Below are 26,899 nucleotides of genomic sequence, written 5' to 3'. Positions count from 1 at the left end.
CCCCAGGGAAAGGGGCGGCACCACACCCTCACCCCCGCGCGCTCCGCCCACTGCACCGCCCCCTCGTGGATGACCTTGGCCCCGTGGCGGGACATCCGGCGCACCCCCTCGTAGCTGATCCGGGAGAGGGTGCGGGCCTCCGGGACGAGATAGGGATCGGCGGTACAGACACCGGGCACGTCGGAGAAGAGTTCGCAGGTGTCGGCGCCCAGCATCGCCGCCGTCGCCACCGCGGAGAGGTCCGAGCTGTTGCGGCCGAGCATGACGGTCCGCCCGTGCGTGTCGACCGCCTGGCCGCCGGGGACGACGGCGATCCGGCCGTCGGCCAGCGCGCGGGACAGCGCCGTGGCGTCGGCCGAGGTCACCGTCGCCCGGTCGGGTGGGCCCTCGGCGAGGAGACCGGTGCCCGCCGCGGGAACCGGATGCGCGGCCACGCCCTGCGCGTCGAGCGCGGCCGTGAGCAGGGCGACGCTGACGGTCTCACCGGTGGTCAGGAGCATCGCGGCGGCCGAGGCCGGCGGGTCGGGGGCGAGGGCGTCCAGGGTCTGCTGGAGCCTGCCGGTCGTCCCGGACATCGCGCTCACCACGACGACCAGCGGGCGCTCCTCCTCGGCGCTGCGGCGCACCGCGTACCGGGCGACGCGGTGGTAGCCGTCCAGGTCGGCGAAGGCGGAGCCGCCGAACTTCAGCACCAGCGGACGGCTGCCGGGGGTGGGGCGGGGGGTCATCCGAGCCACCCGTTCTTGGTGGCGAGTTCCACGATCTGGAGGGCGTTCAGCGCCGCTCCCACCCACAGGTTGTCGGCGACCACCCACAGAGCCACCGCCCGGTCGTCCTCGGGCTCGACGCGTATACGGCCGACATGGACCAGGGCCCGGTCCTCGGGGCGGGCGAAGACGGTGCGGGGCATGGGGTAGGAGGGGTTGTCCGACCGGCGGTAGGCCCGCAGGCCGGGCGTGGCGGCCAGGGTCTCCTCGACGGACGCGGTGGTGACCGGCTCGCGCAGCCGGAGGTGCACGGCCTCGGAGTGGCAGTCGAAGACCGGGACCCGTACCGCGGTGGCGCTCACCCGCAGCTCCGGCAGGCCGAGGATCTTGCGCGGTTCACGGACGAGTTTGCGTTCCTCGTGCGTGAGCCCGGTGTCGTCCCGCAGCCCTATCTCGGGGACGAGGTTGAAGGACAGCGGCTGCCCGAAGCGCCCGCCGGGAGCACCCTGTGCGCGGGGCTCGTCCAGAATGGTCCTGGACCCCTCCGCCAGCTCCCGCAGACCACGGACTCCGCCGCCGGACGCCGCCTGGTAGGTCGCCACCACGACGCTCTCCAGGCCCGCCAGTTCGTGCAACGGGTGCAGGGCGCGCACCAGTTGGATGGTCGAGCAGTTGGGGTTGGCCACGAGGCCGCTGACCGGGCGGTCGTCGAGGGCGCCGGGGTTGACCTGCGGCACCACGAGGGGGACGTCGGGGCGCATCCGGAAGGCGGAACTGTTGTCGACGACCAGCACCCCGGCCGAGGCGAGCCGCTCCGCCTCTCGGGCGCTCACCTCCGCGCCCGCGGAGAAAATGGCGACATCCAGACCCCTCGGGTCCAGATCGTCGAGGGTGACCACGTCCGTCATGGGCAGGGACAGCGCCAGTTCGGCGGCCAGGTCACGGCCGACGCTGCGCGCCGAGCCGACGGGTGTCACCTGCTCCACGGGCACGATCCCGCCGTCGAGCAGGGCCAGGCACTCCCGGCCCACCGCTCCGGTGGCGCCCACTACCGCGATGCGCAGCATTCGGTTCCTCCTGTCGGCCCCCCGTGTGGGGCTCAGTGCGTGGTCGTGTCGGGTAAGCGGCCCCGGAAGGCACGCCGATAGGCATTGGGGGTGGTGTTGAGGGAGCGCACGAACTGGTAGCGGAGGGCCGCCGCGTTGGCGAAGCCGGTCCGGGCCGCGACCATCTCCATCGTGTCGTCGGTGTTCTCCAGCAGCCGCTGGGCGCTCAGCACCCGCTGGGCCAGCAGCCAGCGGTAGGGGGTGGTGCCCGTCTCCATCCGGAAGCGGCGGGCGAAGGTGCGGGGCGACATGCAGGCCCGTGCCGACAACTGCTCGACGCTGATCTCCTGGTCCAGGTGCCGTTCGGCCCAGGCCAGGACCTCACGCACACCGTCCTCCCCGACGTGCGCCACCGGCCGTTCGATGTACTGGGCCTGCCCGCCTTCCCGGTGCGGGGGCACCACCATGCGCCGGGCGATGGCGTTGGCGACGTCGCTGCCCTGGATCTTGCGCACCAGGTGGAGGCAGGCGTCGATGCCCGCGGATGTGCCGGCGGAGGTGAGGATCGGGTCCTCGTCGACATAGAGGACGCCCGGTTCGACCTGGGCCTTGGGGTAGCGCTCGGTGAGCGCGGCGGCGTACCGCCAATGGGTCGTGCAGCGCCGTCCGTCGAGCAGTCCCGCGGCGCCCAGGACGAAAGCGCCCACACAGACGCTCACGACCCGGGCGCCGCGGGCCACCGCCTGCCGCAGCGCCTCCAGCAGAGCGGGCGGGAAGTCCCTGGTGTGGAAGTCGTCCCCCACCGGGATGGCGATGAGATCGGCTTCCTCCAGCCGGTCGAGCCCGTAGGGCGTGCTGATGGTGAACCCGGGCACCGCCCGCACCGACGAGGCCTCCGCGGCGACGAGAGCGAAGTCGTACGCGGGCAGCCCCTCCTCGCTGCGGTCGATCCCGAATACTTCGCACACGACACCGAGTTCGAATGGATGGACGTTGTCGAGCAGGACCGCGGCTACGTTCTTCAGCATGGGAACCAATGTGGCAGTAATGCGTGGTCTTCTGACAGTCCCTGCGCTGTCGCCTGGCCGGATCGGCCCGCATACTCTCGGCATGGGCCCTGAAGCGATGGGAGTCACTCACTCGCGTTCATGGGCGGAGGCGCATCGTCGAAGGGCTCACCAATGGAGACGATCCCACTGCGGATTCCCATTACCACGGCCTGTGTGCGATCGGATGCGCCGACCTTCGTGAAGACGGCGGACAAGTGGTTCTTCACCGTCTTCTCCGATATTCCGAGCGCTTTGGCCACGCGACGATTCGAATTTCCCCGGGAGATGAGCACCAGGATCTCGCGCTCACGGGCCGTCAGCAGGTCGAGCGAGGTCCGGGCCGCGAGGACCTCCTCGGAACGCGACGGTTCGACGCCGGCCTGCCAGCCGCCGTCGGCGTCGGCGTCGGCCCGTAAGTCCTCGATCACCTGCTCCTGGGCTTCCAGAGCACCTTGCGCCTCGTCCAGCGCCTTGTGCACGTTGGCGACGACCTCGGCCAGTGCCGCCACGGGCTGCGCCGGCGCCCCGCACAACGCGCAGCACCGTCGGGCTCTCGACTCGGTGGCGGGCTCTCGCACAACACGTGACATTCATGAACTCCCTCCATCGATATGAATGAGATGAAACGCGCTTCTCCATAGGATTCGGGGGCTGCGGGGGCGAGAAGCGGGTCAGGAAGAAAGCTGTGCGTGGATCGCCACCGTCTTGCACCGCGTGTATTCGCGGAGTGCCTCCAGGCCTTTCTCCACTCCGATTCCCGATCGCCGGTAGCCGCCGAACGGCAACTCGACTCCACCGGCCGCGCTGTAGTTGTTGACGAACACCTGTCCCGCCCGCAGTCGCTGGGCGAGCCAGTGGGCCGTCGTCACGTCCGACGTCCAGATTCCGGCGGCCAGTCCGTAGGTGGTGTGTTCCGCGAGGGCGACCGCCTCGTCCAGCGTGTCGAAGACCGAGACGCACAGGACGGGTCCGAATATCTCCTCGTTGAAGACCCGGTGTTCCGGGGTCACCCGGTCGAGGATGGTGGGCTCCACGTAGAAGCCCTCGGCGTACGCGTCCCCGCGCGGTACTCCCCCGCCGACGACGATCTCCGTGGTGCGCCGGCCGTCGGCGAGATGTCCGAGCACTCTGTCGCGCTGGCGGGCGGAGATGAGCGGGCCCAGGTCGGGATCGTCGATCCCCGGCCCGATGCGCAGGGAGCGGAACTCCTCGGCGAGGGCGGCGACCAGCTCGTCGTGCGCGGAGCGGTGGACGAGCAGCCTGCTGCCGGCCGAGCAGTTCTGTCCGGCGTGCTCGGTGATCGACTCCACGATCTGCGGCACCGCGCGTGCGGCGTCGTAGTCGGGCAGGACCAGGTGCGGCGACTTGCCGCCGAGTTCCAGGGTGACCGGCACGATGTTCCGCGCCGCCGCGGCCATCACGGCCTCGCCGACCTCCCGCGAGCCGGTGAAGGCGAGGCGGTCCACGTCGGGGTGGGCGGCGAGCGCGGCGCCCGCTTCCTCCCCGAGGCCGGGTACGACGTTGAGGGCTCCGGGCGGAAGTCCCGCCTGTTCGACGATGTCGGCGAGGCGCAGCGAGGTCAGCGGCGCGTCCTCGGCCGGTTTGAGGACGCTGCAGTTCCCGGCGGCGAGGGCGGGGGCCACGGTTCTGGCGGCGATCTGCAGCGGGTAGTTCCACGGGATGATGTGGCCGCACACGCCGTAGGGTTCGCGCAGCGTGAAGGCCAGTCGGCCCGGCTGCTGCTGGATCGTGTCACCGCCCAGGGCTTCGACGGCGTTGGCGTAGAAGTCGAAGTAGCGGGCGGCGATGTCGGCGTCCACGCGGGCCTGGGCGAGTGGCTTGCCGGTGTCGAGGGTCTCCAGCCTGGCCAGTTCCTCGCGTTCGGCGCGCAGCCCGTCGGCGATGCGGTGGCAGATCCGCGAGCGCTCGACCGGCGTCGTGAAGCGCCAGACCGTCTCGTACGTGTGCCGGGCCGCCTGCACGGCCGACTGGACCTCGGCCGCGCCACAGCGGGCGACACGTGCGAAGGGGCGGGCGTTCGACGGATCGAGGACGTCGATCCACCGCGTGGTGGGAACCTGCTTTCCCGCGATGACAGCCGTGTATTCCGGTATTACTGCTTCACTCACGGGTGCATCCAGCTCCTTGGCCTGGGGGGAGGGCCGCACTGCTTCATGGTCGGACGGTCAAACAGTCGGACTGTCGAACAGTCGGGCGGTAAAACGGTCGCGCGGTCAAACGGTCGAGCCGGTCGGACGGCCGGACAGCCGGACAGCCGGACAGCCGGAAGGTCACGCGGCCATCGAACCGGCGATGATCCTCTGGAGATCGTGCGGGGCGACGTCACGCGGGCAGCAGACCAGCAGCCGCTGCTGTTTGAGCGCGCCCTCGACAAGGTCGGGAAGGTCCTTCGTGGAGTAGCCGAAGTCCGCCAGTCCGGCGGGTCCGCCGGTGTCCGCGACGATGCTGAGCAAGGTCGCCGGCAGCACGTCCGCGCCGTTGGCCTCGGTCACTCCGTCGAGGTTGGCCCCGAGCAGTTCGGCGGCCCGCAGATGGCGTTCGGGGGAGGTCGGGTACGTGAACTCGAAGGCCGCCGCTGCGGTGGAGACGACCGCCGCTCCGTGGGGCACCATGGCGTGGTCGACCTGGTATCCGTCCGGCCGGTAGTCGCGGACCAGCCCGGCTATGGGGTACGCGCAGGCATGCGGGATGTGGGTTCCGGCGTTGCCGAACCCCATCCCCGCGAAGCTCGCCGCCCGGCTCATCCCCGTCCGGGCCTCCAGGTCGTCCGGGTTGAGGACGGCGCGCCTCAGGTAGCGGCCGACCAGTTCCAGGGCCTGCTCCGCCCAGACGTCGCTGATCGGATTGGCGCCGATGTACAGCGGCCGGTCCCCGGGGGTGGGGTAGGGCGGGCGCCGGTCGTAGGCGCGGGCCGTGTACGACTCGCAGGCGTGGGTCAGGACGTCGTAGCCCGAGGACGCGGTGACCGCCGGGGGCAGGGTCAGCGTGTTGACCGGGTCGACCAGTGCGAGGGAGGGCAGCAGCCGCAGGTCGCTGATCCCGGTCTTCACGTTCAGGCCCGTGACGCCGAGGGCGACCATGGCGGTGCACTCGCTGCCGCTGCCGGCTGTGGTGGGGACCGCCACCAGCGGCTTGAGTGGGCCGGGGATCGGGGATCCGGCGCCGATGGGTGCGTTCAGGTAGTCGCGGACGGGGCGGCCGGGATGGGTGAGCAGCAGGTTCAGCATCTTGGCGGTGTCGATGGAGCTGCCGCCGCCGAGACCGACGTAACCGTCCACCTGGAGGGAGCGCAGTTCACGGGCCGCTTCGGCGCAGCTCTCGTCGGTGGGTTCCACCCGGGCCCGGTCGAACACCGCGACCGAGATCCCCTCCTGTTCGATCTGTTTGGCGACACGGGCGGGCAGACCGAGTTCGGCCAGAAGGGGATCGGTCACCAGCAGCACGGATGAGATACCGGCTTTCCGTAGTTCATGGCCGATCTCCCGGGTGGCACCGACACCGAATTTCATCGGTGGTGCCTGCCAGCTGATTATTCGTTCCCGCTCTGGACCATTTCCGCCATACGCATACGACTCCACAGTCCACCCCCGTCTTCAGATCGAACTCGGTGACTTCGCTCGCGAAACAGTTGCCGCGAAGGATGACGCATGGTCAGATGATGTGGCCGCTCGGCACGGTGATGTCGCCGTTCACGCGGAATTTCGACCGGGTGAGGGCCACACTAGTCAGTCGATTTCACTGCCGCCATAGGACCAGGGTCCCATGTCCCTGTCGAGCGGTGGCCACACTAGCCAGTAGGTTTCGGCCCCGCCATAGGTCCGAAGTCCTATGGCCGGATCGGTCAGCAGCTTTGAGCCAGTACTGGTGAATTTCCTGCTCCGGCAGGACAACAACCGGTCGCGCACCCTGTTTTCGCCGCCCTCGCCGATCAGGAACGAGGCGGCGGCGATGGCAGTAATTCGATGGTGATCGTCAGTGCGGGCCCTGTTGCCGTGCCGACCGGTTCCGCACAGTGAGACGCATGGCACAGGACAACGCGACGAGAGCGTCGGACGGGGCGGTCAAGCAGCACGCGGGGGTACGGCAGGTCTGGCGCGAGTCCCCCACGGCGGTGAAGTCCCTGCTGGCCGGCACCATGATCATTCGCCTGGGCGGCTTCGTGCAGGTCTTCATGGTGCTCTATCTGACCGAACGCGGGTTCTCCGACGGCCAGGCGGGCGCGGCGCTCGGCGTGTACGGAGCGGGAGCAGTCCTGGGGACGCTCGTCGGGGGCTGGATGTCCGACCGGCTCGGCCCGCGGCTGACGATCGTGACCACCCTGCTGGGCTCGGCGGCGCTGCTCCCCTGCGTCCTCTACCTGGACAATTACTGGGCCATCCTCGTGGTCATCGCCATCAGCGGCGCGGCCAGCCTGGCCTACCAGCCCGCGTCGACCAGCATGATCAGCCTTCTCACGCCGGTCGAACGCCACGTGATGATCTTCGCCATGGGGCGGTTGGCGATCAATCTCGGCACCACGGCCGCGCCCCTGCTGGGCGCGGCGCTCGTGAAGGTGTCCTGGGACTTCCTGTTCTGGGGCGAGGCGCTGGCCGTGGTGGTCTTCTCCGCCGTCGCCGCGACCACCCTGCCGCACCGCATGACGACGTACACGACGGGCACGACGAAACCCGCGGACGGCGGGACGGAGGACGGCGGAGCGGCGGCCGGCGCCACGGGCGCCGACGGGGAGGCGGCGGCGCCGAAGGCCTCGTATCTGGCGGTACTGACCGACCGCCGGTATCTGATGTTCCTGCTGGCGATGTTCGTGAGCTCGGTGATCTACATCCAGCACATCTCGGCCCTGCCGCTGGCCGTGAAACACCTCGGCATGGGAATCGAGGTCTACGCGGCGATGATCGCGCTGAACGGCCTTCTCGTGATCACCTGCGAACTCCTCGTCGCCAAGGTGGTGCAGCGCTGGCAGATCCGGACGGCCGTGATCATCGGGGTGCTGCTGACCGGCGTCGGCATGAGCCTTTACGCCCTGCCGCTGGGGCTGGCCGCACTGGTGATCGCCACCCTCGTCTGGTCCCTCGGCGAAATCATCGGATATCCGTCGCTGTTCTTCGCCTATCCCGCACAAGCCGGCCCGCCCGCACTGCGGGGACGTTATCTCGGCGCGTCGAACGCGCTGTACGGACTCGGCAGCGCCGTCGGCCCGTTCATCGGAGTGATGATCTGGAATCGCTACGAGGAAGGCCTGTGGCTCGGCTGCGGTGTGGTGGGTCTGCTCGCCGCGGCGGCCGCTTGGGGCGGTGTGCGCCCGCCCCGAGCCACGGAAAAGAACGAGGACCGCACCGAGAACGAGGGGAAAGGGATCGGCGATTCCGGAACAGCCGACGCGGAGATCCGGACGGGAACCTGAGAAGGCTCCGCAGGAGCGGGACGGCGATCGCGCAAGCGTCGGGACATTCGCAGAAGGGGAAGCAATTAGATGCAACGCCATGTAATCCTGGTCGATCCCTATTCCGAGGCCGCCGAGTTCGCCAACGCCTTCCGGGCGCGGGGGGTCGCGTCGGTGGCCGTCCTGAGCACACCGGCACCGCTCAAGTCCTACTTGCACGGCTGGAAGCCGGAGTCCTTCAGCGCGACCCATTTCCATGACGGCGACTTCGCGAAGCTGGTGGAAACCGTGCGCGGCTATGACCCCGTGGCCGTCATCCCCGGCAACGAGCACGCGGTCAGGCTCGTGGACGCCCTCGTCGAGGAGCTGTTCCCCGGCACGGGCAACGTGCCCGAACTCTCCGCCGCCCGCCGCGACAAGTGGCCCATGGCCCAGGCCGTGGCGAGCGCGGGCATCCCCCATCTGCGGACGTTCGCCGCCGCGACCGAGGAGGAGGCGGCCGACTGGCTGCGGGAGACCGGCCTGGAGGGGCGTGCGCTGGTGCTGAAGCCCCGGTGCAGCGGCGGCACGGACGGCGTGCACAAGGTGGAGGCGGGCGAGGACTGGCGGCTTCCGTTCAGGCGGCTGCTGGGCTCGGTCAATATGTTCGACCTGACCAACGACAGCATCCTCGTCCAGGAATTCGCGTCGGGAACCGAGTTCGTCGTCGACACCTACTCCGTCGACGGGGAACTGGGGCTGGTGGCGGTGGTCCGGTACAGCAAGTCGGCCCGCGGCGCCCGCATCGGGGTCTATGACGCCGAGGACTACCTCCTTCCCGAGGACCCGCTGGTCAAGGTGCTGGAGGCGTACACGCGCCAGGTCGCCGAGGCCGTCGGCATTCGTACGGGGTGCACCCACACCGAGATCATGCTGACGGACGAGGGGCCCCGCCTGATCGAGATCGCGGCGCGGCTCGACGGCGGCTGTGCGCAGCAGGCCGCGCGGCTCGCGACGGGGGACTCCCAGATCGACCGCACCGTGCGGCACCATCTGGACTCGGCGTTCAGCCCCGGCTACGAGATCGTGCAGCCCACCCGGGTGGCCTGGCTCTCCGCGGCGAACAGCGGGATCATGCGCAACGCGGAGGTGCTGGACTCGATGCGGGACCTTGCCTCGTTCCAGAAGCTGGGCTGCCGCTACCCGAACGGCTCCCGGGTCCCGAAGACGGAGGACCTCTTCACCACGCTCGGTTGGGTCCTGCTCTCCACCCCAGACCAGGACGTCCTCGAGGAGGACACCAAGCGGGTACGCGAGATCGAGGCCAAGGTGGAGATCGAGCCGCTCGACCCGTAGGCGCCACCGATACGCCGAACCTCCCGCAGTCGTCGGCGGACTGCGGGAGGTTCGGCTTCGACTGCGGTAGGTTCGGCTTCGCCGCTGTGCTCGACGCGTCAGCCGTGCTCGCCGGGTTTGGCGTCGGCGAGGCCGGTGAGGGCCTGGTCGAACACCTCCCGCGCCCGTCGGAGGACCTGTTCGCGCCAGCGGGCGTCGTCGGCGGGGCAGAAGGCGTCCCGGATCAGCCGCTTGAGGCCGGAGCGCACGGCGTCGGCCGGCGCGTGGTGCCGGTGCAGCCATGTGTCGGCGCACAGGGCCAGCAACACCTCGGGGCCGGGCTGGGTGCCGAACTCCAGGGTGATCGCGGTCAGCCGGCTGTCGGCGCCGATGCCGTCGGCCACCGCGGTCGCCGTGTTGCCGACGATGGGTGTGGAGGACGAGGTGCCGTGCTCCGAGGCGGTCAGCGCGTCGCCGTACCAGCGGCGGGCCCGCTGGTGGGCGTCGGCGTCACGGCCGCCGCGGAAGATGGGTTCGCCGACGCCGCGTTCGCCGAGCCCGGTGTGCAGATCGATGTAGCCGATGTGGGCGGCGCCGGCGATCTGCTCGGCCACCACCGTCTCGAACACCCGCCGGGACCAGGTCGGGGCGCGCCCGCCGTGGAAGAGGCCGTCGGGGTGGCGGTACTGGCCCCGGGTCACGGCCTCCTGGAGGCGTTGCGGGCCGAGTTCGTCACGCAGCGCGGTGAGGTTCGCGACCAGCTCGCCGGGGTCGAACGCGGCGGCGTCCGGCGGGACCAGCGTGCGGTGCACGGCGTCGTAGGCGTCGTTGTGCGGCGGGGCGTCGTGGTCGACGAAGTTCCGGTTGAGGTCGACGTTGTCCTCGTTGACCCGCCGTAGATAGGCGAAGCCGTACGGGTTGAGGGCGTGGACGAGCAGGACGCCGGTGGTGGGTCCGGCGGCGGCCTCGGCGAGGCCTTCGCGGAGCAGGATCCCGGTCTGGCAGGCCGAACCGCAGAAGCCCTCGATGCCGTGGGTCCCGGACACCGTCACCAGGAGCTTCACCGGATCGGGCGGCCCCAGGTAGGCGGTGTCGACAGCGAGTTCGCCGCCGTCGGGCCCCCGGTGCCCGGGCAGGACGAAGGTCCTCAGCCGTGCGCCCGCCGCCTCCGCGGCGCCCAGGAAGTCCGCGCGTGCCCGGGAGTAGTCGTGCGGAAATGCGTCCGACATGGTGCCTCGCGATCGCTGGAGTGCCGGGTGGGATGACGTACGGCCGACGCACGGGTGACGTACGGCCGCCCAGGGCCGCTACCCATACGCGGCGGCCGCACAGCCGCGCGAACAGGTGCCCGACGCCGACCGCATGGACGGGTGTCCGACGCCGGCCGCCCGAACAGGCGGCGGGCCCGGAGCCTTGTCAGGGCGCCGGGCCCGGTGGGCCGGGAGGTGTCAGCGGCGTGCGGAGGGCGCAGGCAGCCCCAGGGCGGTGAGGATCGAGTGCGCCCCCGCCTGTGTCGGCACGTGCAGCAGGCACAGCACCCGGTCCCCCGGTCGCGTGTGCTCGGCGAAGTACCGGTTGGCGTCGGGCGCGTGGCTCAGGGGCCGCTCCCGGTAGAGGTCGACCGGACGGCCGATGCCGGGGACCACTCCCCGGGCGGGGTCGAAGGGGGCTCCGGGGGCGAGCGCCTCGACCACCTCCGCCGCCAGGGCCGCCCCGCTGTCGTCCTTGCCCGCGAGATCCGGGTACATGGTGATGTCCGGGTGACCGCTGAACGCCGTCATCGCGCAGTGCACCACGGGGTTGTACGTCTTGAGCGCGATCACCTCGGGGAACGGGCGGCCCTCGGCCAGCAGCCGGTCGAAGTGCAGGGCCCAGCTCTCCTTGAAGACCGGGCCGTTGCGGTACGCGTCCCCCACGAACTGGATCATGATGTGCAGGCAGGGCCGCCCCGAGGGGATCTCCGCCCACCGCGAGGTGAGCAGTGCGACGACGCGATCCCGCTCCCGGTCCACCCCGACGATCACATGGTCGGCCTCGGTCAGCATGTCCCGCCGGAGGGTGAACAGCTGACGGGTGTGCAGGCCCGGCATGGCGAGGACCAGGCCGTCCACGATCCACTTCTCGGTCTCGGTCGGCAGCTCCCGGCCGGGCGGCAGGGCCAGCACCTCGACCCTCCGCCGCCCGTCGGGCCGCTTGCCGCGGTCGTCGTCGGCCACCGCGGTCCCGCTCAGGCCTCGGCCGCGGTGGGCAGCGGTATCTGCGCGTCGCTCCTGCCGATCACGGTGAGCTGGTGCAGCTCCACGAAGTACAGCTTCCAGAGCCAGTAGATGTGGTTGAGGTGCTCGACGACCTTCTGCTCCTCGGCGTCCGACGTGATCAGCGTGGACAGCACCCGCCACACGAAGTCGTCGTGGTCGTCGTCGAGGTCGGTGTTGACGTGGGCGCGGGCCCCCTTGACGTTGTCCTCGCCGAGGACGTTGCCCAGGTTGTCCAGCCACTCGGGCTGGGTGCGCGTGGTGACGTACTCCACGAAGTACACGCTGGTGATCAGCGCCAGCGGGCTGTCCTCGAACTCCATGCCGTACTGGAGGTAACCGGTCAGCAGTTTGGTGGAGAGCAGCGGTTCCGTGGAGTAGATCTGGTCCTTGGTGACGCCGACCTTGGCGAGGTCGGCGGCGAACAGCCGGTCGTGCAGCATCTCGTCGTCGGTGTAGTGCGCCCACGCCTTGGCCTGCACCGGGTCCACCTTGGTGAAGTACTTGATGGCCAGCGCGTCCACGGTCCGCTTGCGGCGCAGCCGCAGAATCGTCTCGATGTTGTGGCGCTTGTAGTAGTCGAGGTTCAGCTCGGAGGAGTTCTTCTGGTGCTGGGCGTACGGGACCGTCTCGTAGAAGTCCTTGATGAAGGTGTCGAGGATCGCGTCGACCTTCTTGCGCAGTTCGGGGTTGATCGTCATGGCGTGCATCCCTCCTTGGGGTCAGTGGCAGCCGCAGCTCGCGCTGGAGACGCGCTGCATCCGGCCGCGGCGTACCGCCTTGCGGGCGCCGAGGACGGCTGTTCCGTCCGCTGTCACCAGCGAGCTGCGGGGGCACAGGAAGGCCAGGGCGAAGCGCGTGGCCGGCGTGATCCCCAGCCCGAGGTTCACGACGCCGCCGGTGGCGCCGTACACCTCGTTGGGGCCGCAGTTCGCCGGGATGATCTCCGTGGTGGTGTTGATCCCGAAGCCGAGCTCCCAGATGACGCGACAGCGCGGATCGTCGGTGAGGAGCTTCTCCAGCTCGACCGCGGCCGAGGTCGCGCCCGGCGTCTGCGGTGTGACGCTCTCGATGGTTCCGGCGGCGATGTGCAGCGTCACGGCCTGGGCGACGAGCGGGGAGAGGGCTTCGAAGAGACGTCGCTGGTCGGCGCCGTCGGCCGGGTCCTCGTGGCGGTGGACGATCGGCCATCCGCGCAGGGTCAGGTCCCCGTTGAGTCCGAGCAGCCGGGCGTCCGGTTCGAACGTGGTGATCTCCGCGGCGGTGACGCTCAGCTTCCCCGGGGGGAAGATCTGCTGATCGCCCGGTTCCAGGACGCCGGCCTGCTGGTTCCAGACACAGGCGCCGGCCGTGTGGTCGAACTCGGCCTCGGTGCCGGAGACGTCGTCGACGATCGTCAGCCGGTCGCTGTCGCCCACCAGGTCGAAGAACTCCTCGGCGACACGGGTCTGCCGGGGCACGTCGGTGCGGGCGGCCGTGCGCAGGAGGTAGCGGACGTGTTCCTCGGTGAGAGGCGTGGACCCGGCCGGCAGCACGGCCAGCCTGCGTCCGCCGAGCTCGTCGGGGGTCGGCGAGTCGAGGAACCGCCCGGGGCAGACCGCCAGCACATGCGCGTCCTCGGGAACGCTCGTCGCGATCAGCTCGCCGAGGCGGGTGCCGGGCGGAAGCGTCAGGCGCAGGACGCGGGAGCACCCGTCACCCGGGTTCAGGGAGATCGACTCGCCGCACTGCTCACTCGTGATCAGGCAGAAAGTCTCGGTCGGCCCACCGAACTGACCGAAATCGCTTGTCGTGAGTTCCAGCGGCGGCACGGGCGCACTCCTAGAGAAGACAGAATTCCCGGAAAGGGCAGGACACCCGAGAAGTTCAGGACTCTCGGGCAGTACAGAGTTCCCGGAAAAGGCAGCGGTCTCGGAAAAGACAAGGTGAACCCCGCGGCGGGGCATTGTGCCTGCCCCGCCACGGGTCGGTACTCAGCCCAGGAGCGTGCCCAGGTAGTTGCGGTTCTTCTGCACCTTGATCTTCTTCATGGCGAGTCACCTCCTGTTGGTTGTATTTCCTTGCGTACACCCCGCCGGGTCGAACGGTGGTGGTCCGCTATGCGGCGGACACGACCCGCTCGACGGTGGGGTGGTCCGGGTGGCCGATCACCGCGACGCCGTTACTGGTCAGCACGCGGGTGTCGGGCGAGATGATGTCCAGGTGGTACTGGGTGTACGGGGTGAGGCCGAGCCCGAAGTGCAGGCAGCCCTCCGTGCCTCCGTACACCTCGTTCATGGCGTGGTTGCCGGGCAGGATGTCGTGCGAGACGTTGAGGGCGTGGCCGATCTCCCACACGATCCGGTAGCGGGAGTCCACCGCGAACATCTGCTCCAGCATCGCCACGGCCGGCGCCGCCCCGGCGTCCAGCGCCTCCAGGTTCCGGATCCTGCCGTCCTCGACGACGGCCTTGATCGCGTTGTCGCGCATCGCCCAGAGCTGGGAGTGGATGCGGGCCTGGTCGCGCCGGGAGAAGGAGGGGGTGCCGTTGTGCAGGATCGGGTAACCGCGCAGCGTGATCTCGCCCTCCAGCGGCAGCTTCAGGGCCTCGTCGAATTCCCTGATCTCGACCGGCAGGACGCTGATCTCGCCGGACGGGACGATCTGCTGGTCGCCCCAGTCCAGCGGCCCGGCCTGCTGGTTCCACACCAGCCCCTCGCGCAGGTGGTCGAGGGTGGCCCGGGTGCCGTGCACGGGGTCGGCGTACACGAGGTGGTCCGCGTCCTCGGCGAGCTCGAAGAACGTGTCGCAGAACGCCGCCTGGTCGGCGGCCGACGTCCGCTCCATCACACCGAGGAAATGCCGGATCTCGTCGAGCCCGGTGGGCGTGGAGTTGCACGCCATGCCCATGATCTTCCGCTGCCCCACCAGGTCGGGGTCCGGTGACTCGAAGAACCTGTGCGGGGAGATCACCAGCACGTGGGCGGGTTCCGGGATCTTCTTCTCGAGGATTTCCTCGAAATTGTCTCCCGCGTCCAGTGTGATGGTCAGGTACTGCCGGTACTGTGCCGTTTCTTTGACTTCGATCCGATCGACCAGCTCGGAATTCGTGATCAGACAGAAAGTGCTTCCGGTGGCTTCACCGAACTGGCTGAAGCGGCCGGGATCAATGGATATCTGCGCGGACACGATCACTCCCGTCATGACCTCTGCGTATTTCCTCGCCGTGGTCATTACTCTGGCGTGCCGCGGAGTTCTTCCGCCATAGGACGATGGTCCCTGCGCTTTTTCCGCCTCTAGTACTTCCGCCTGTGTCCGCAGGTGAGGGGAATGCTCAGCCCGCCGTGGCGAGCACCAGGGGCAGGACCGGGCCGGCGCCCGCCCGGCGCAGCAGGCGGGCGGAGACGGCGAGGGTCCAGCCGGAGTCGACGAAGTCGTCCACCAGCAGCACGGGGCCCGAGGCCGCGCCGAGAGCCCCGGCCAGTTCGTCGGGCACGGTGAGGGCGGCGGACAGGGCCTGGAGGTGCCGTGCGGAGTTGCTGCGGCGGGCCGTGTGCTCGCCGCCCTGCGCGGTGTACGCGAGGCTGCCGAGGAAGGGCAGACGCCCGATGGCGGCGACGCGTTCGGCGAGCGAGGCGACGAGCCGGGGGCGCCGCAGGGAGGGCATGGCGACGACGCCGACGGGGCGGGCAGTGGAGCCGGGACCGTCGGACGCCCAGCCTTCCGGGGAGCGGGCCCAGTCGGCGAGGACCGTCACCACGGCCTTGAGGACATCGTCGGGGACGGGTCCGTCGGGCGCGTTCTCGGCCAGCAGCGGGCGCAGCCGGTTGCCCCACCCGATGTCCGAGAGCCGCCCCAGGGCTCGCCCGGTGGAGCACTGCTCGGCGGCGGGGATACGGCCCTTGAGGTCGACGCCCAGGGCGGGCATCCCCGTCGGCCACATCTTGCGCGGCTCGACCTCGACCCCGGGACGGGCCAGTTCCTGTGTCGCGCTGGTCAGCGTGTCCGTCGAGACGGAGGAGTCGGCCCAGGCTCCCGCGCAGTTGTCGCACCGGCCGCAGGGGGCGGCCCCCTCGTCGTCGAGCTGGTGGCGCAGGAACTCCATCCGGCACCCGGACGTGCTCACGTAGTCGCGCATGGCCTGCTGCTCGGCCGCCCGCTGCTTGGCGACCCACGCGTACCGCTCGGCGTCGTAGTACCAGGGCTCGCCGGTGGAGATCCAGCCACCCTTGACCCGCTTGACCGCCCCGTCCACATCGAGCACCTTCAGCATGGTCTCCAGCCGGGTGCGCCGGAGGTCCACGGACGTCTCCAGGGCCGGCACCGACAGCGGCCGTCCCGCTTCGGCGAGGGCCGTGAGGGTCTGCCGGACCTGAGCCTCGGGCGGGAAGGCGGTGTCGGCGAAGTAGCGCCAGATGGCCTCGTCCTCCTTGCCCGGCAGCAGCAGCACATCGGCATGCGCCACACCGCGCCCCGCGCGCCCCACCTGCTGGTAGTAGGCGATCGGCGAGGACGGCGAACCGAGATGGACCACGAACCCCAGGTCCGGCTTGTCGAAGCCCATGCCGAGGGCCGAGGTCGCGACCAGCGCCTTCACCCGGTTCTCCTGGAGGTCGGTCTCGGCCTGGAGCCGGTCGGCGTTCTCCGTGCGCCCCGTGTAGGACGCCACCTCGAAGCCGCGCTGCCGCAGGAAGGCGGTGGCCTCCTCGGCGGCGGCGACCGTGAGGGCGTAGATGATCCCGGAGCCCGGCAGCTCCTGGAGGTGCTCCGCCAGCCAGGCCAGCCGGTGGGCCGCGTCGGGCAGGCGTACGACCCCGAGGCGGAGGCTCTCCCGCTCCAGCGGGCCGCGCAGCACCAGGGCCTCGCCGCCGCCGGTGCCGAGCTGCTCGGCCACGTCGGCCGTCACGCGCGCGTTCGCGGTGGCCGTGGTGGCGAGCACCGGTACGCCGGGGCGGAGTTCGGCCAGCATCGCCCTCAACCGGCGGTAGTCGGGCCGGAAGTCGTGCCCCCAGTCGGAGATGCAGTGCGCCTCGTCGACCACCAGCAGACCGGTGGTGGCCGCGAGCCGGGGCAGCACATGCTCGCGGAAGTCCACGGAGTTGAGGCGCTCCGGGCTGACGAGGAGGACGTCCGCTTCACCGCGCTCGACCTCCCCGTAGACGGTCTCCCACTCCTCCGGGTTGGCCGAGTTGATGGTGCGCGCCTGGATGCCGGCGCGCGCCGCCGACTCGACCTGGTTGCGCATCAGCGCCAGCAGGGGCGAGACGATCACCGTCGGACCGGACCCGCGGCGGCGCAGCAGGGCGGTGGCGACGAAGTACACCGCCGACTTGCCCCAGCCGGTGCGCTGCACCACCAGGGCGCGCCGGCGCTCCTCCACGAGGGCCGCCACCGCCTGCCACTGGTCCTCCCGGAGCCTCGCCGACCCCGTGGGGTCGCCGACGAGCTCGGCGAGGATGGCGTCGGCTTCGGCACGGAGCTTCACGGTGTCCATGCCCCCATGCAACCCGATACCTCGGACAGTCAGCCACCTCACCCCCCGCGACCCCTCCCTCACAAGCAGCCACGGCCGGTGTCCCGCCCCCGATCGACACGTCAACAGCGCGTTGCCACCCGCCACCCGGGGCGTTGCCGACGACTCCCACGGGGCGGGGATATAAACGGTGGATCACCACAAAACCGCCAGTGGCCCCAATTGCTCGTTGCCGCAACCAAGTTCGGCAGGAAGAATTGAGGTCCGCTCCCCGCACGGCCCACCGGTGAACCGGTAGGGCTTCTGCTGCGGCGTGCGCTCCCCCAGTCCGACCCCGCCCGCAGTGTGGGCGCGTAGCCGAAGGGAGGATCGTGACCTTCGGATTCGCTCCGTCCTCGGCGGCCTCCATGTCGACGTCTGCCGACCTGTCCGCCGCTTCCGCCAACCGGTTGCTCGAGCCCGCGGAATGGGCCGCCGCCGGGATTCCGCTGCTGCGTAATCCCCGGGAGGTCGTCAGCGGACTGCACGCGCGCCATCAGCCGCGGCCCGCGACGGCGGTCATCGCCGTCCTGGACCCCGACGAACGGCTGCGGGCGAGCGCCTCGTTCATCAGGCGACCGGCCCCGGCGGACGGCTGGATGTTCCGTAACGCGCTCCTCGCGCAGCTGCGCCGGGTCATCCCGCACGACCTGCGCCGGCGTGCGCCGGTCCGGACGGCCGTCCTGCTGTACTGCCGTGACGGGGACGCGCGTTGGACGGAGGAGGACGGGGCGTGGATGTGGGGACTGCGGGACGCCTGCACCCTGCACGGACTGCGCTGCGGGGCGTACATCACGCTGACGCGTGACGGCTGGCAGGTCCTCGGCGAGGGCCGCGGTGGCCGCCGCCCCCACGCGGACTCACCGGCCGAGCCGTTCGCCACGGCCATGGCACCGCCGCCGATACCGCGCACCGGCGGGGTGGCCTCCGAGGTACTGCGCCGAGCGGCGGCCCGCTGACCGGGGCCTTCGGGCCCTCCAGGGCACGCCGGGCCCGGCGGCGCCGGCACTTCAGGCCACGCACGCGCCTGCACACATCCCACAGGGCGCTCGCGTGTGCGCACGCCTACGGGTACGGGCACCCGCGTACACGCACGCGTAGGGCGCGCGTCCACCCTTCCGGCCCCGCACCTCCCCCGGCCTCGCACCAGCACCAGCACCAGCACCAGCACCAGCACCAGCACCAGCACCAGCAGCCGAGCTTGCCCGGCCCTCGCTCGCCGTCCCGCCGCGCGCGGGCACGCGAAACACCCCGCCGGCACGCCGAAGCGCCCCGTCGCGGGGTGTGGCCGTCACGGCGCCCCGAGGGACGTGACGGGCACGCGTCGCTCCCCGGCGTGCCCTGGCGGGCCTACCGGGAGGGTTCGCGGTCGTTCAGACTCCGGCGCCCAGCACCGCGTTGATCTTCTGCGGGTCGCCGCAGACGATCAGCAGCGCACGCGCCCGGCCGAGAGCCTGGGGCAGTGTCTGCGCGGCGAGGGCCTCGGTGCCGCCGTTGACGGCGACCACGACCACGGGACGCGGCGCGGCCCGCCCGACGGCGGAGGCGTCGGCGTAGAACACGTCGTCGCCCGCGTCGTGCTGGGCCCAGTACGCGCTCTCCCCGAAGGACAGCTCGTGGGCGGCCCACGGGTGCTGCTCACCGGTGGTGATCACCAGTACGTCGCCGGGGGCGCGCCCCGACTCCAGCAGCAGGTCGACGGCTTCCTCCGCGGCGTCCAACGCGCCCTCGGCCGAGGCCGGGAGCAGCTGGATCTGGGGGGTGGCGGCCGGAGCGGACGGCCCGGGCTTGGCCGCGGTGTGCGACGCGCGCTGGGCCGGCACCGGCCGGGCAGGACCCGGGCGGCCGGGACGCGGCGGGGCCGCGGGACGGGGTCCGGGTACGGGACGAGGGGTCGGCGCTACGCGGCCGCTGGCCGGAGTGGCGCGCGGACCCTGGGCACTCTCGTGAATCTGAGGCTCCTCGGGAATGAGAGGCATGAGCTGATGTTTATCAAACGCCGCTACGACTCGCGTCAGCGGGTGGCACATGAGTGCGAACGAATCCGTCAGAAATCGAAGCCGAGCTGGCCCTCGATCTCCGGAACGCTTCCGTCCGCCCAGTTGCGGGCCTTCTTGAGGTGCCGCCACTGGGGCAGCGCATCAAGATACGCCCACGACAACCGGTGGTGCGGGGTGGGCCCCCGCTCCGCCAGAGCGGCCTTGTGCACGGGCGACGGATAGCCGGCGTTGGCCGCAAAACCGAAGTCTGCATGCTCGACACCCAGTTCGGCCATCATTTTGTCGCGCCGAACCTTGGCGATCACCGAGGCCGCCGCGACGGCGACGCAGGACTGGTCGCCCTTGATCACCGTACGGACGCGCCAGGGCGAACCGAGGTAGTCGTGCTTGCCGTCGAGTATGACCGCGTCGGGACGCACCGGGAGCGCGTCCAGGGCCCGTACGGCGGCGAGCCGCAGTGCGGCCGTCATCCCCAGGTCGTCGATCTCCTCCGGGGAGGCGTGACCGAGTGCGTACGAGGTCACCCACTTCAGCAGTTCCTCGGCGAGCGCCTCGCGGCGCTTGATCGTCAGGAGCTTGGAGTCGGTGAGGCCCTCGGGCGGTCGGCGCAGTCCGGTGATCGCCGCGCAGACGGTGACGGGGCCGGCCCACGCACCTCGCCCCACCTCGTCGACACCGGCAATGACCTTCGCTCCGGTCGTGGCGCGCAGGGAGCGCTCGACGGTGTGAGTAGGTGGTTCGTACGGCATGGCGCCCTTAGCCTACGCCGCCTTTGAGGTGGTGCGACACCCAGGTTCCCGGGGCGGCCGCGGCCTCGCGACGGGGCCGGGTCAGGTGCCCGGCGAGCGCAGCAGCGGCACCATCAACTGGTCGATCATCTCCGCGATCTCCCGCTCGCTCCATTCGCTGCCGCACACCTTCGAGCGGTACATCATCATGGCGGGAATCGCGTCGAGGACATAGCCGTTGGCCGCGTCGGGACGGACCTCGCCGCGCCGGATTCCGCGCTCCAGGACCTCCCGCAGCAGCTTCACCGTGGGCTCGACGACTCCCTCGATGATCACGGTGTGGAAGCGCTCCGCCTGGAGGGTGTCGCATTCGTGAATCACCGAGCGCAGGGCGAACCCGGGGCGCGAGAACATCGCCTCGCGGGCCTGGCGGCACAGTTCCAGGAGGTCGTCGCGCACGTTTCCGCGATCGGGCGCCTCGTCGAAGCGGGGCAGCCCGGCCTGGAGCGCGTCGGCGACGAGGTCCTCCTTGGACGGCCAGCGCCGGTAGACCGCGGCCTTGCCCGTCTGGGCGCCCGCGGCGACGCCCTCCATGGTGAGGCCGTTCCAGCCGACCGTGCTGAGCTGATCCAGCGCGGCGTCGAGGATCGCGCGTTCGAGTACGGCGCCGCGCCGGCGCGGGGAGGCCGTCTGAGCGGGAGCGGCCGTCCAGCGCGAAGTGACCATCTGTGTTTCTCCGTTGAGCCTTGGGGTGGGGATCTCGGCGGGTGCGAGCGGGCGGTCGGGGCGTGCACGGCGGCGACTTCGGTGAACGCTTGCGTTCACTAAGGGGGACTCACTACCGTTGACGCGACAGTGAACGCGAGCGTTCACTAAGGCACTTGTGGGGGACCCATAGTGACAACCTCTCCGTTGATTCAGGATCAGAAGCCGGGAGTCGCCCGCCGGGAGGGGCGTCCCGGCATCGCGCTCACGGTCATCGCGGCCTGCCAACTCATGGTGGTGCTGGACGCGACGATTGTGAACATCGCCCTCCCGCACATTCAAGAGTCGCTCAAGTTCAGCACCACCGACCTGACATGGGTGGTCAGCGCGTACACGCTGACGTTCGGCGGCCTGCTGCTCCTGGGGGGCCGGGCCGGGGACATCCTCGGTCGACGCCGGGTCTTCATGACCGGCATCCTCGTCTTCACGCTCGCCTCGCTCCTCGGTGGTCTCGCCCAGGAGCCCTGGCAGCTGCTGGCCGCGCGCGCCCTCCAGGGTGTGGGTGGCGCGATCGCGTCGCCGACCTCGCTGGCGCTGATCACCACGACGTTCCCGGAAGGGCCCGAGCGCAACCGGGCGTTCGGGGTGTTCGCCGCGGTCTCGGCGGGTGGCGGTGCCATCGGTCTGCTGGCGGGCGGCATGCTCACCGAATGGCTCGACTGGCGGTGGGTGCTCTTCGTCAACGTGCCCATCGGTGTGCTGATCGCCGTGCTCGCGCCGATGTACATCAGCGAGTCGGAGCGGCACCCCGGGCGGTTCGACATAGCGGGCGCGCTCACCTCGACGGCCGGTATGGCGTCCCTGGTGTACGGCTTCATCCGCGCGGCCGAGGAGGGCTGGCGGGACGGACTGACCATCGGTTCGTTCGCGGCGGCGGTCGTTCTGCTGCTGGCGTTCGGCTATATCGAGAGCCGGGCCAAGGAGCCGATCACCCCGCTGAGGATGTTCGCCGACCGCAACCGGTCGGGCACGTACGTGATCATGCTGAGCCTGGCCGCGGCTATGTTCGGCATGTTCTTCTTCATCGTGCTGTTCGTGCAGAACGTGCTGCGGTACACACCGATCGAGGCCGGCCTCGCCTTCCTGCCGGTCACCGTCGCGATCGTCACGGGCGCGGGTCTGTCGCAGCGGTTCCTGCCGGTGCTGGGGCCGAAGCCGTTCATGCTGGGTGGTTCGACGCTGGTCGCGCTCGGTCTCGCCTGGCAGACCCTGATCAGCCCCGACAGCTCCTACGTCAGCGGTGTGCTCGGCCCGATGCTGCTGTTCGGCTTCGGCATGGGGCTGAACTTCGTGACGCTGACCCTGACGGCCGTCTCCGGGGTCGCCCCGCACGAGGCGGGCGCGGCGTCCGGGCTGCTCAACGCCACGCAGCAGGTCGGCGGTTCGCTGGGTCTGTCCATCCTCACCACGGTCTTCGGTACGGCCAGCCGTGAGGAGGGGGAGAAGCAGGTGCAGCTGTTCATGGCGGAGGCGTCGCCCGAGCAGAAGGCCGAGTTCGCGAGGACGCAGCAGCTTCCGGCCCCCTGGAGCCATGAGGTGCTCGCCCATGGCATCGCGACGGCTTTCATCCCCGCCATCGCGATGGCCGTCCTCGCCCTGGCCACCGCCGCGGTGGTCATCAGGGTCCGCAAGAGCGACCTGGACGCCCTCGCGGGAACGGCGGGACCCGCCGGAGGCTGACCGCCACCCACCGACGCCGGACCACGTCCCTGGCCAAGCCCGAGGCAAGGGACGTGGTCCGCGCGAGCGCCCCGTCCCAGCGCCCCGGCGTCACAGGAGCACACCGCAGGGGCGGCCCCCGGACAAGGCCAGGGCTCACGCCCTGCCTCAGCGGACCAACGGCTCCGGCTCCCACTCCGACTCGCCGCAGGTCGGCCCACTCCCAGGCCCGCTCACCTCGGACGCCACCGGCCGTTCCTCAAGGATGCGCCGGGCCTCGGCCTCGCCCCAGCTCGTGGCGTACCAGGGGGTGTCCCGCTCCTCGTCCAGTTCGGCGGCGATGTCCCGCAGCGCGCACGAGCGCATCGGCTCCTCCAGCCGGTCGAGGACGGGTACGGCGTCGGCGGACAGTCCCCTCGCGTACTCCAGGTCGAACCGGCCCGTGGTCTCGTACCGCTCGACATTGCGCTCGGCGATCAGCTCGTCCGGCGACACGAACCCGAACGCGAGCACCCCGGCGAGCGCGCTGACCGCGACCGCCCGCGGCAGCAGACGGGCACCCCACACCCCGGCCGCCATGATGAGCACGATGACCAGGCCGAGCCACAGCTCCATGGCCACCACCGAGATCCTCAGACGCGTCAGCCCATAGGCCTCCACATACATGTCCATACGGCGCACAGCGGATGCCACGACAACGAGCGCCAGCGCGCACAGGGTTCCCAGCACGGCCCGCACGAGCGTGCGGTCACTCGATCGGGTGCGGGGCGCCCAGCGCAGCGCCACGACGATGACGGCCAGGGTGAGCAGGGTGGCGGTGAGCAGCTGCCAGAAGCCCTGCCGCGCGTACTGGGCGTAGGTCAGCCCCGTCTGCGCCAGCACGACGTCGTAACCTCCGAAGAGCACGGCGAGCTGGACGGCGTTGAAGGCGGCGAAGAGGACGATCAGCCCGATCAGCGGGAGCGCCCACTCGACGCGGCCACGGGCCACTCCGGCGGGCACCTGGACCCGGTCCCAGCGGGTCGGCGCCGCGGCCGTGCGGGCCGCGGCGAGCGCCCCGAAGAGGCCCAGCATGAGGAGCAGGACCCGCCAGGGCCCGTCCTCGGTGGAGACGTCCGGCACCAGGGCGCCGAGGAGGTCGGCGAAGGCGGCGTCCGCCTGGGCGAACAGCACGCCGAAGACCAGCAGCAGCCCCGCGGCCACGGCGAGCGACCGCAGCGCGGGCCCCACCTTGCTCCGGTCGCCGCCCGCACGTTCCCGCAGCCCCTGCCAGGCCCAGGCGGGGCCGGTGACGGCCGCCGTGAACACGCCGACGGGGCCGAGCAGGACGGCCGGCCATGTGCGCCCGCCGTGCAGGGCGAGCGAGCCCGCCGCGAGCGCGGTGACGACGGCGAGGAACGAGGGCCACTCGGCGGCCCGCATGGAGGGCACGACCAGCAGGGCGAGCCCTCCCGCACCCCAGACGAGCGACCAGGAGCGTGGCCGCCGGCCGGCCCGTCGTCCGGCGAAGTACACGGCCAGCGTCGCGGGCACGGCGACGACCAGCAGGTTGACCGCCATCCCGTCCCCGAGCAGCAGCATGCTGAGCAGCCCGGTGGCCAGCGCGGCCCAGAGCGTCGCTGTACGGATCGGCGCGGGCTCCTCCACACCGGCCCCAGCCGCACGCGGCGGCGGAGGCACCGCCCCACCGGCCGCCGTCCCGACCCCGGCGACCGACCGCGTCGACTCCGCCCCGGCAACCGTCCGTGTCGACTCCGACCGGCTGACGGACCCCGCCGACGCCGACTCAGCGGCCGAACGCTCCGCCGTGGCGTCCCCCGCGTCCGCGGCATCTGCGGCCTCGGCATCTGCTGCGGCATCCATGGGCGCCTGCGCGGGCGCTGCCGCATCCGAGCCGCGCTGCTCGGCCGAGGCTCGCGCCCGGGACGTTCGCCCGTCGGACCCGGGCGCTGCTGGCGTGGACGGTTGGTCGGACACGGGACCCCCTCCCCCGACCGGCCCATCGCTCGCCGCCTGCGGCATGCCGCTGCGGCGGAAGGCTCGTGGGCCGGTGTCTCGGCGCCGCACCTTGTCAAGATCAACAGCGGCGTGCCGGACAGGCTATGCGGCACGCCAGGCCATGGCAGAGACCGAGAAGCACTCTGTGGCACGCCTGTGACACTTGAGGCGGTTGTGACGACCGAGCCCAGGGAAGCGGGCCGCCGCCACGCGACCACCCCACCGAATCGGCTCCCTCCAGCCGGAACTACTGCACAGGCGCCCAGTCCGGCAGGGCCTCCGTCTGGTCCACCCACCCCTCGGGAGGTGCCCCGTCCTTGCCGCCGGAAGCGACCACTCCCCCGACGATCGCGCAGGTCGTGTCGACGTCACCGCCGGCCTGGGCGGTGGTCCAGAACGCCGTCTCGTAGTCACCGAGGGCGCGCGCGGCCGACCACAGCGCGAACGGCACCGTGTCATGCGCCGTCGTACGCCGGCCACACCCCAGTACGGCCGCGACCGTGTCCGCGTCGGCGTAGTCGAGCATGTCCCGGGCACGCCGCAGCCCCGCGCCGACGGCGCTCTTCGGGACGAGCGCGATGACCCCGTCGAGCAGCGCCTCGGCGGTCGGCGGCCCCGCCGGGTCGGCCGCCAGGGCGGCGGCCGCGGCGACGGCCATGGCGCCGACGACGGCCTCCCGGTGCTGGTGCGTGGGGTACGCGGAGATCTCCGCCTGGTGCGTCGCCTGCTCGGGGTCGTCGGCGTACCAGGCGCCCAGCGGGGCGATCCGCATGGCCGCGCCGTTGCCCCATGATCCCTGGCCGTTGAAGAGGGCGGAGGCCAGTTCACGCCAGTCGCCGCCCTCGCGGACCAGCCGCAGCAGACGGTTGACCGCGGGCCCGTAGCCCCGGTCGAAGTCATGGTGGACGGCGAAGGAACGGGCGAGCTCGTCCTGGTCGATCCGCTGATGGGCGGCGAGGACGGCCACGACGGAGCAGGCCATCTCGGTGTCGTCGGTCCACTGCCAGGGGCCGGGCGGCGTCTCGCGGCGCTTGAGCAGCGGATAGTTCACCGGCACGAAGTACTGAGAGCCCAGCGCGTCCCCCACCGCGAGTCCACGCAGGCTGGCCAGGGCGCGCTCCAGGCGGCCGTCGGGAGAGGAGTCAGCGGTCATCGCCCTGCCACTCTAACTGGTGGCCCCGTACGATTCCGGGTCACGCCAGCGGTCGAAGGGCCGGTCGATGGCGTACTTGCCGTTCTCCCCGAGCACCAGCATCCGCATCTCCGCGTTGCCCGGGTTCGACAGGGACTCGAACTCGGCGACCGTCCAGTGGAACCAGCGCATGCAGAACAGCCGCATGGCGAGCCCATGGGTCACGATCAGGACGTTCGGCGGATGGTTCGGGTCCTCGAAACTACGGAACAGGCTCTCCAGGAAATTGCCGACCCGGTCGTACACGTCGGCCCCGGACTCCCCCTGCGCGAAGCGGTAGAAGAAGTGGCCGTACGCGTCCCGGTAGGCCTTCTGGAGGCGTACCTCCTCGGGGTCCTGCCAGTTGCCCCAGTCCTGCTCCCGCAGGCGGGGCTCCTCGCGTACGCGCACCTGCTCGGGGTCCAGATGGAAGGCCTGGAAGGTCTCGTGCGTCCGGCGGTACGGGGAGACGTAGACGCTGACACGCTCCCGGCCGAACAGCTCCCGGAGCCGTTTGCCGGTCTCCTCGGCCTGCTGCCAGCCCAGCTCGGTGAGCGCCAGAGCATGGTCGGGTTCGCGTTCGTACACGGTGTCATCAACATTGCCCGTTGACTCGCCGTGCCGGACAAGGACGATGCGCCGTGGTCGTGCCATGCCAAAACCCTAAAGGGGACGAGGCCGGAACGAGCACCTCTCCGGGTCACCTACGGCGTAGATCACACGGATCCTGACAGTCCGGTTCCCGGACCCACCCGAGTCCGGATCTCCGACGTGCCAGGCAGGCTCCCTCTCGGCGTCAGACCGTCCAGCTCGGTTCCAGCTCCACGATGTCGCCCGCGAGAGCGGCGACATCCGCTTCGATCTGGGCCCGCAGGGCGAGGCGCTCGATGCGTTCGACACGGTATTTGCCGTGCTCGGCGGCCGACTGCCACATGGAGAGGATCAAGAACTCATGGCCCGGCGCCTCGCCGAACAGGCCCCGCAGCATTCCGGGGGATCCCGCCATCGCGGGGTTCCAGACCTTCTCCTGCATCAGCGCGAAGTGCTCGGCCCGCTCCTCGTGGACACGGCAGTGCGCCACCCGTACGAGGTCGGCGTCCCCGAAGCGCGGCTCGAAGCCGGTCTTCACGTCGAAGCGGTAGTCGAACAGCTTGACCTGCGCGTCCTTGTGGGTGCCGGACTGCGAGGCGGCGAGACGGTCGTGGGATCGGGCCATGAAGGAGTCGTAGAAGGCACGGCTCTCCCAGAACGAGAAGATGTGCGCCACCCCGGGTCGTGCCCGGCTCCAGCCCCCACCCTGTCCACGGAATCC

At 70.8% G+C, this 26,899-nt stretch carries 23 protein-coding genes; 4 read left to right on the top strand and 19 right to left on the bottom strand.

Features of this window, described 5'->3' with window-relative positions; translation table 11 throughout:
- The 6 genes from AOK23_RS24550 to AOK23_RS24525 form a co-directional block, all read right to left on the bottom strand.
- On the bottom strand, positions 1 to 728 hold a 728-nt coding region (locus AOK23_RS24550), incomplete at its 3' end, for an amino acid kinase family protein (protein ID WP_476718305.1).
- The gene (locus tag AOK23_RS24545; protein WP_055714817.1) at positions 725 to 1,774 is read right to left on the bottom strand and encodes an aspartate-semialdehyde dehydrogenase; all 1,050 of its coding nucleotides are present in this window, start codon (positions 1,772 to 1,774) and stop codon (positions 725 to 727) included. The genes AOK23_RS24545 and AOK23_RS24550, both read right to left, overlap by 4 nt.
- A gap of 32 nt (positions 1,775 to 1,806) precedes the next feature.
- Entirely contained in the window at positions 1,807 to 2,781 is a 975-nt protein-coding gene (locus AOK23_RS24540) for a GlxA family transcriptional regulator (RefSeq protein WP_055538474.1), read from the bottom strand.
- A gap of 104 nt (positions 2,782 to 2,885) precedes the next feature.
- Positions 2,886 to 3,311, bottom strand: coding sequence for a response regulator transcription factor (locus AOK23_RS24535; protein WP_055714816.1), 426 nt, complete (start codon positions 3,309 to 3,311; stop codon positions 2,886 to 2,888).
- A gap of 162 nt (positions 3,312 to 3,473) precedes the next feature.
- A complete protein-coding gene (locus AOK23_RS24530) occupies positions 3,474 to 4,931 on the bottom strand; it encodes an aldehyde dehydrogenase family protein (protein WP_063791393.1) in 1,458 nt (485 codons plus the stop codon).
- Positions 4,932 to 5,093: 162 nt separating this feature from the next.
- Positions 5,094 to 6,332, bottom strand: a complete 1,239-nt coding sequence (locus tag AOK23_RS24525; RefSeq protein ID WP_055714815.1) for a hydroxyacid-oxoacid transhydrogenase — start codon at positions 6,330 to 6,332, stop codon at positions 5,094 to 5,096.
- A gap of 512 nt (positions 6,333 to 6,844) precedes the next feature.
- Here AOK23_RS24525 and AOK23_RS24520 point away from each other — a divergent pair.
- Both AOK23_RS24520 and AOK23_RS24515 read left to right on the top strand, forming a co-directional pair.
- Positions 6,845 to 8,227 (top strand): MFS transporter, encoded by a 1,383-nt coding sequence (locus AOK23_RS24520; RefSeq protein WP_055714814.1) that lies wholly within the window; start codon positions 6,845 to 6,847, stop codon positions 8,225 to 8,227.
- A gap of 69 nt (positions 8,228 to 8,296) precedes the next feature.
- On the top strand, positions 8,297 to 9,541 hold the full coding sequence (locus tag AOK23_RS24515) for an ATP-grasp domain-containing protein (RefSeq protein ID WP_055714813.1): 1,245 nt from the start codon (positions 8,297 to 8,299) through the stop codon (positions 9,539 to 9,541).
- Positions 9,542 to 9,639: 98 nt separating this feature from the next.
- Here the strand turns inward: AOK23_RS24515 and AOK23_RS24510 are convergent, their stop codons facing one another.
- The 6 genes from AOK23_RS24510 to AOK23_RS24485 form a co-directional block, all read right to left on the bottom strand.
- Positions 9,640 to 10,749: a M14 family metallopeptidase gene (locus AOK23_RS24510; RefSeq protein WP_055714812.1), complete on the bottom strand. Its 1,110-nt coding sequence runs from the start codon at positions 10,747 to 10,749 to the stop codon at positions 9,640 to 9,642.
- Between the two features lie 219 nt (positions 10,750 to 10,968).
- The gene (locus AOK23_RS24505) at positions 10,969 to 11,736 is read right to left on the bottom strand and encodes a hypothetical protein (protein ID WP_055714811.1); all 768 of its coding nucleotides are present in this window, start codon (positions 11,734 to 11,736) and stop codon (positions 10,969 to 10,971) included.
- A gap of 11 nt (positions 11,737 to 11,747) precedes the next feature.
- Positions 11,748 to 12,476, bottom strand: a complete 729-nt coding sequence (locus tag AOK23_RS24500; protein WP_240496538.1) for a hypothetical protein — start codon at positions 12,474 to 12,476, stop codon at positions 11,748 to 11,750.
- A gap of 21 nt (positions 12,477 to 12,497) precedes the next feature.
- Positions 12,498 to 13,586, bottom strand: a complete 1,089-nt coding sequence (locus tag AOK23_RS24495; RefSeq protein ID WP_055714809.1) for a hypothetical protein — start codon at positions 13,584 to 13,586, stop codon at positions 12,498 to 12,500.
- 286 nt (positions 13,587 to 13,872) lie between these two features.
- Entirely contained in the window at positions 13,873 to 14,958 is a 1,086-nt protein-coding gene (locus AOK23_RS24490; protein WP_055714808.1) for a hypothetical protein, read from the bottom strand.
- 130 nt (positions 14,959 to 15,088) lie between these two features.
- On the bottom strand, positions 15,089 to 17,248 hold the full coding sequence (locus tag AOK23_RS24485) for a RecQ family ATP-dependent DNA helicase (RefSeq protein WP_055714807.1): 2,160 nt from the start codon (positions 17,246 to 17,248) through the stop codon (positions 15,089 to 15,091).
- 350 nt (positions 17,249 to 17,598) lie between these two features.
- Here AOK23_RS24485 and AOK23_RS24480 point away from each other — a divergent pair, with 350 nt between their 5' ends.
- The gene (locus AOK23_RS24480) at positions 17,599 to 18,225 is read left to right on the top strand and encodes a hypothetical protein (RefSeq protein ID WP_055512474.1); all 627 of its coding nucleotides are present in this window, start codon (positions 17,599 to 17,601) and stop codon (positions 18,223 to 18,225) included.
- A 414-nt stretch (positions 18,226 to 18,639) separates the two neighbouring features.
- Here the strand turns inward: AOK23_RS24480 and AOK23_RS24475 are convergent, their stop codons facing one another.
- From AOK23_RS24475 to AOK23_RS24465, 3 genes are all read right to left on the bottom strand, one after another.
- Entirely contained in the window at positions 18,640 to 19,245 is a 606-nt protein-coding gene (locus AOK23_RS24475) for a hypothetical protein (protein ID WP_079049666.1), read from the bottom strand.
- Between the two features lie 68 nt (positions 19,246 to 19,313).
- Positions 19,314 to 20,015, bottom strand: a complete 702-nt coding sequence (locus AOK23_RS24470; protein ID WP_055512478.1) for a ribonuclease HII — start codon at positions 20,013 to 20,015, stop codon at positions 19,314 to 19,316.
- An 81-nt stretch (positions 20,016 to 20,096) separates the two neighbouring features.
- A complete protein-coding gene (locus AOK23_RS24465) occupies positions 20,097 to 20,720 on the bottom strand; it encodes a TetR/AcrR family transcriptional regulator (protein ID WP_055714806.1) in 624 nt (207 codons plus the stop codon).
- Positions 20,721 to 20,891: 171 nt separating this feature from the next.
- Here AOK23_RS24465 and AOK23_RS24460 point away from each other — a divergent pair, with 171 nt between their 5' ends.
- Complete coding sequence (locus AOK23_RS24460) at positions 20,892 to 22,439, top strand: MFS transporter (protein ID WP_055714805.1); 1,548 nt, start codon at positions 20,892 to 20,894, stop codon at positions 22,437 to 22,439.
- Between the two features lie 147 nt (positions 22,440 to 22,586).
- Here AOK23_RS24460 and AOK23_RS24455 read toward each other — a convergent pair whose 3' ends face one another.
- From AOK23_RS24455 to AOK23_RS24440, 4 genes are all read right to left on the bottom strand, one after another.
- A complete protein-coding gene (locus AOK23_RS24455; protein ID WP_420823741.1) occupies positions 22,587 to 24,440 on the bottom strand; it encodes a DUF4153 domain-containing protein in 1,854 nt (617 codons plus the stop codon).
- A 223-nt stretch (positions 24,441 to 24,663) separates the two neighbouring features.
- Complete coding sequence (locus AOK23_RS24450) at positions 24,664 to 25,569, bottom strand: ADP-ribosylglycohydrolase family protein (RefSeq protein WP_055714803.1); 906 nt, start codon at positions 25,567 to 25,569, stop codon at positions 24,664 to 24,666.
- 12 nt (positions 25,570 to 25,581) lie between these two features.
- Positions 25,582 to 26,241, bottom strand: coding sequence for a histidine phosphatase family protein (locus AOK23_RS24445; RefSeq protein ID WP_079049665.1), 660 nt, complete (start codon positions 26,239 to 26,241; stop codon positions 25,582 to 25,584).
- A gap of 142 nt (positions 26,242 to 26,383) precedes the next feature.
- Positions 26,384 to 26,899, bottom strand: a 516-nt coding sequence (locus AOK23_RS24440; protein ID WP_055714818.1) for a DUF4937 domain-containing protein, incomplete at its 5' end; no start/stop codon positions are given.

Origin of the sequence: Streptomyces torulosus (assembly GCF_001419765.1) — a bacterium.
Taxonomy (GTDB): Bacteria; Actinomycetota; Actinomycetes; order Streptomycetales; family Streptomycetaceae; genus Streptomyces; species Streptomyces torulosus.
Note: the sequence above shows the minus strand (reverse complement) of the source record. Positions and strands in the feature narration are given on the sequence as shown.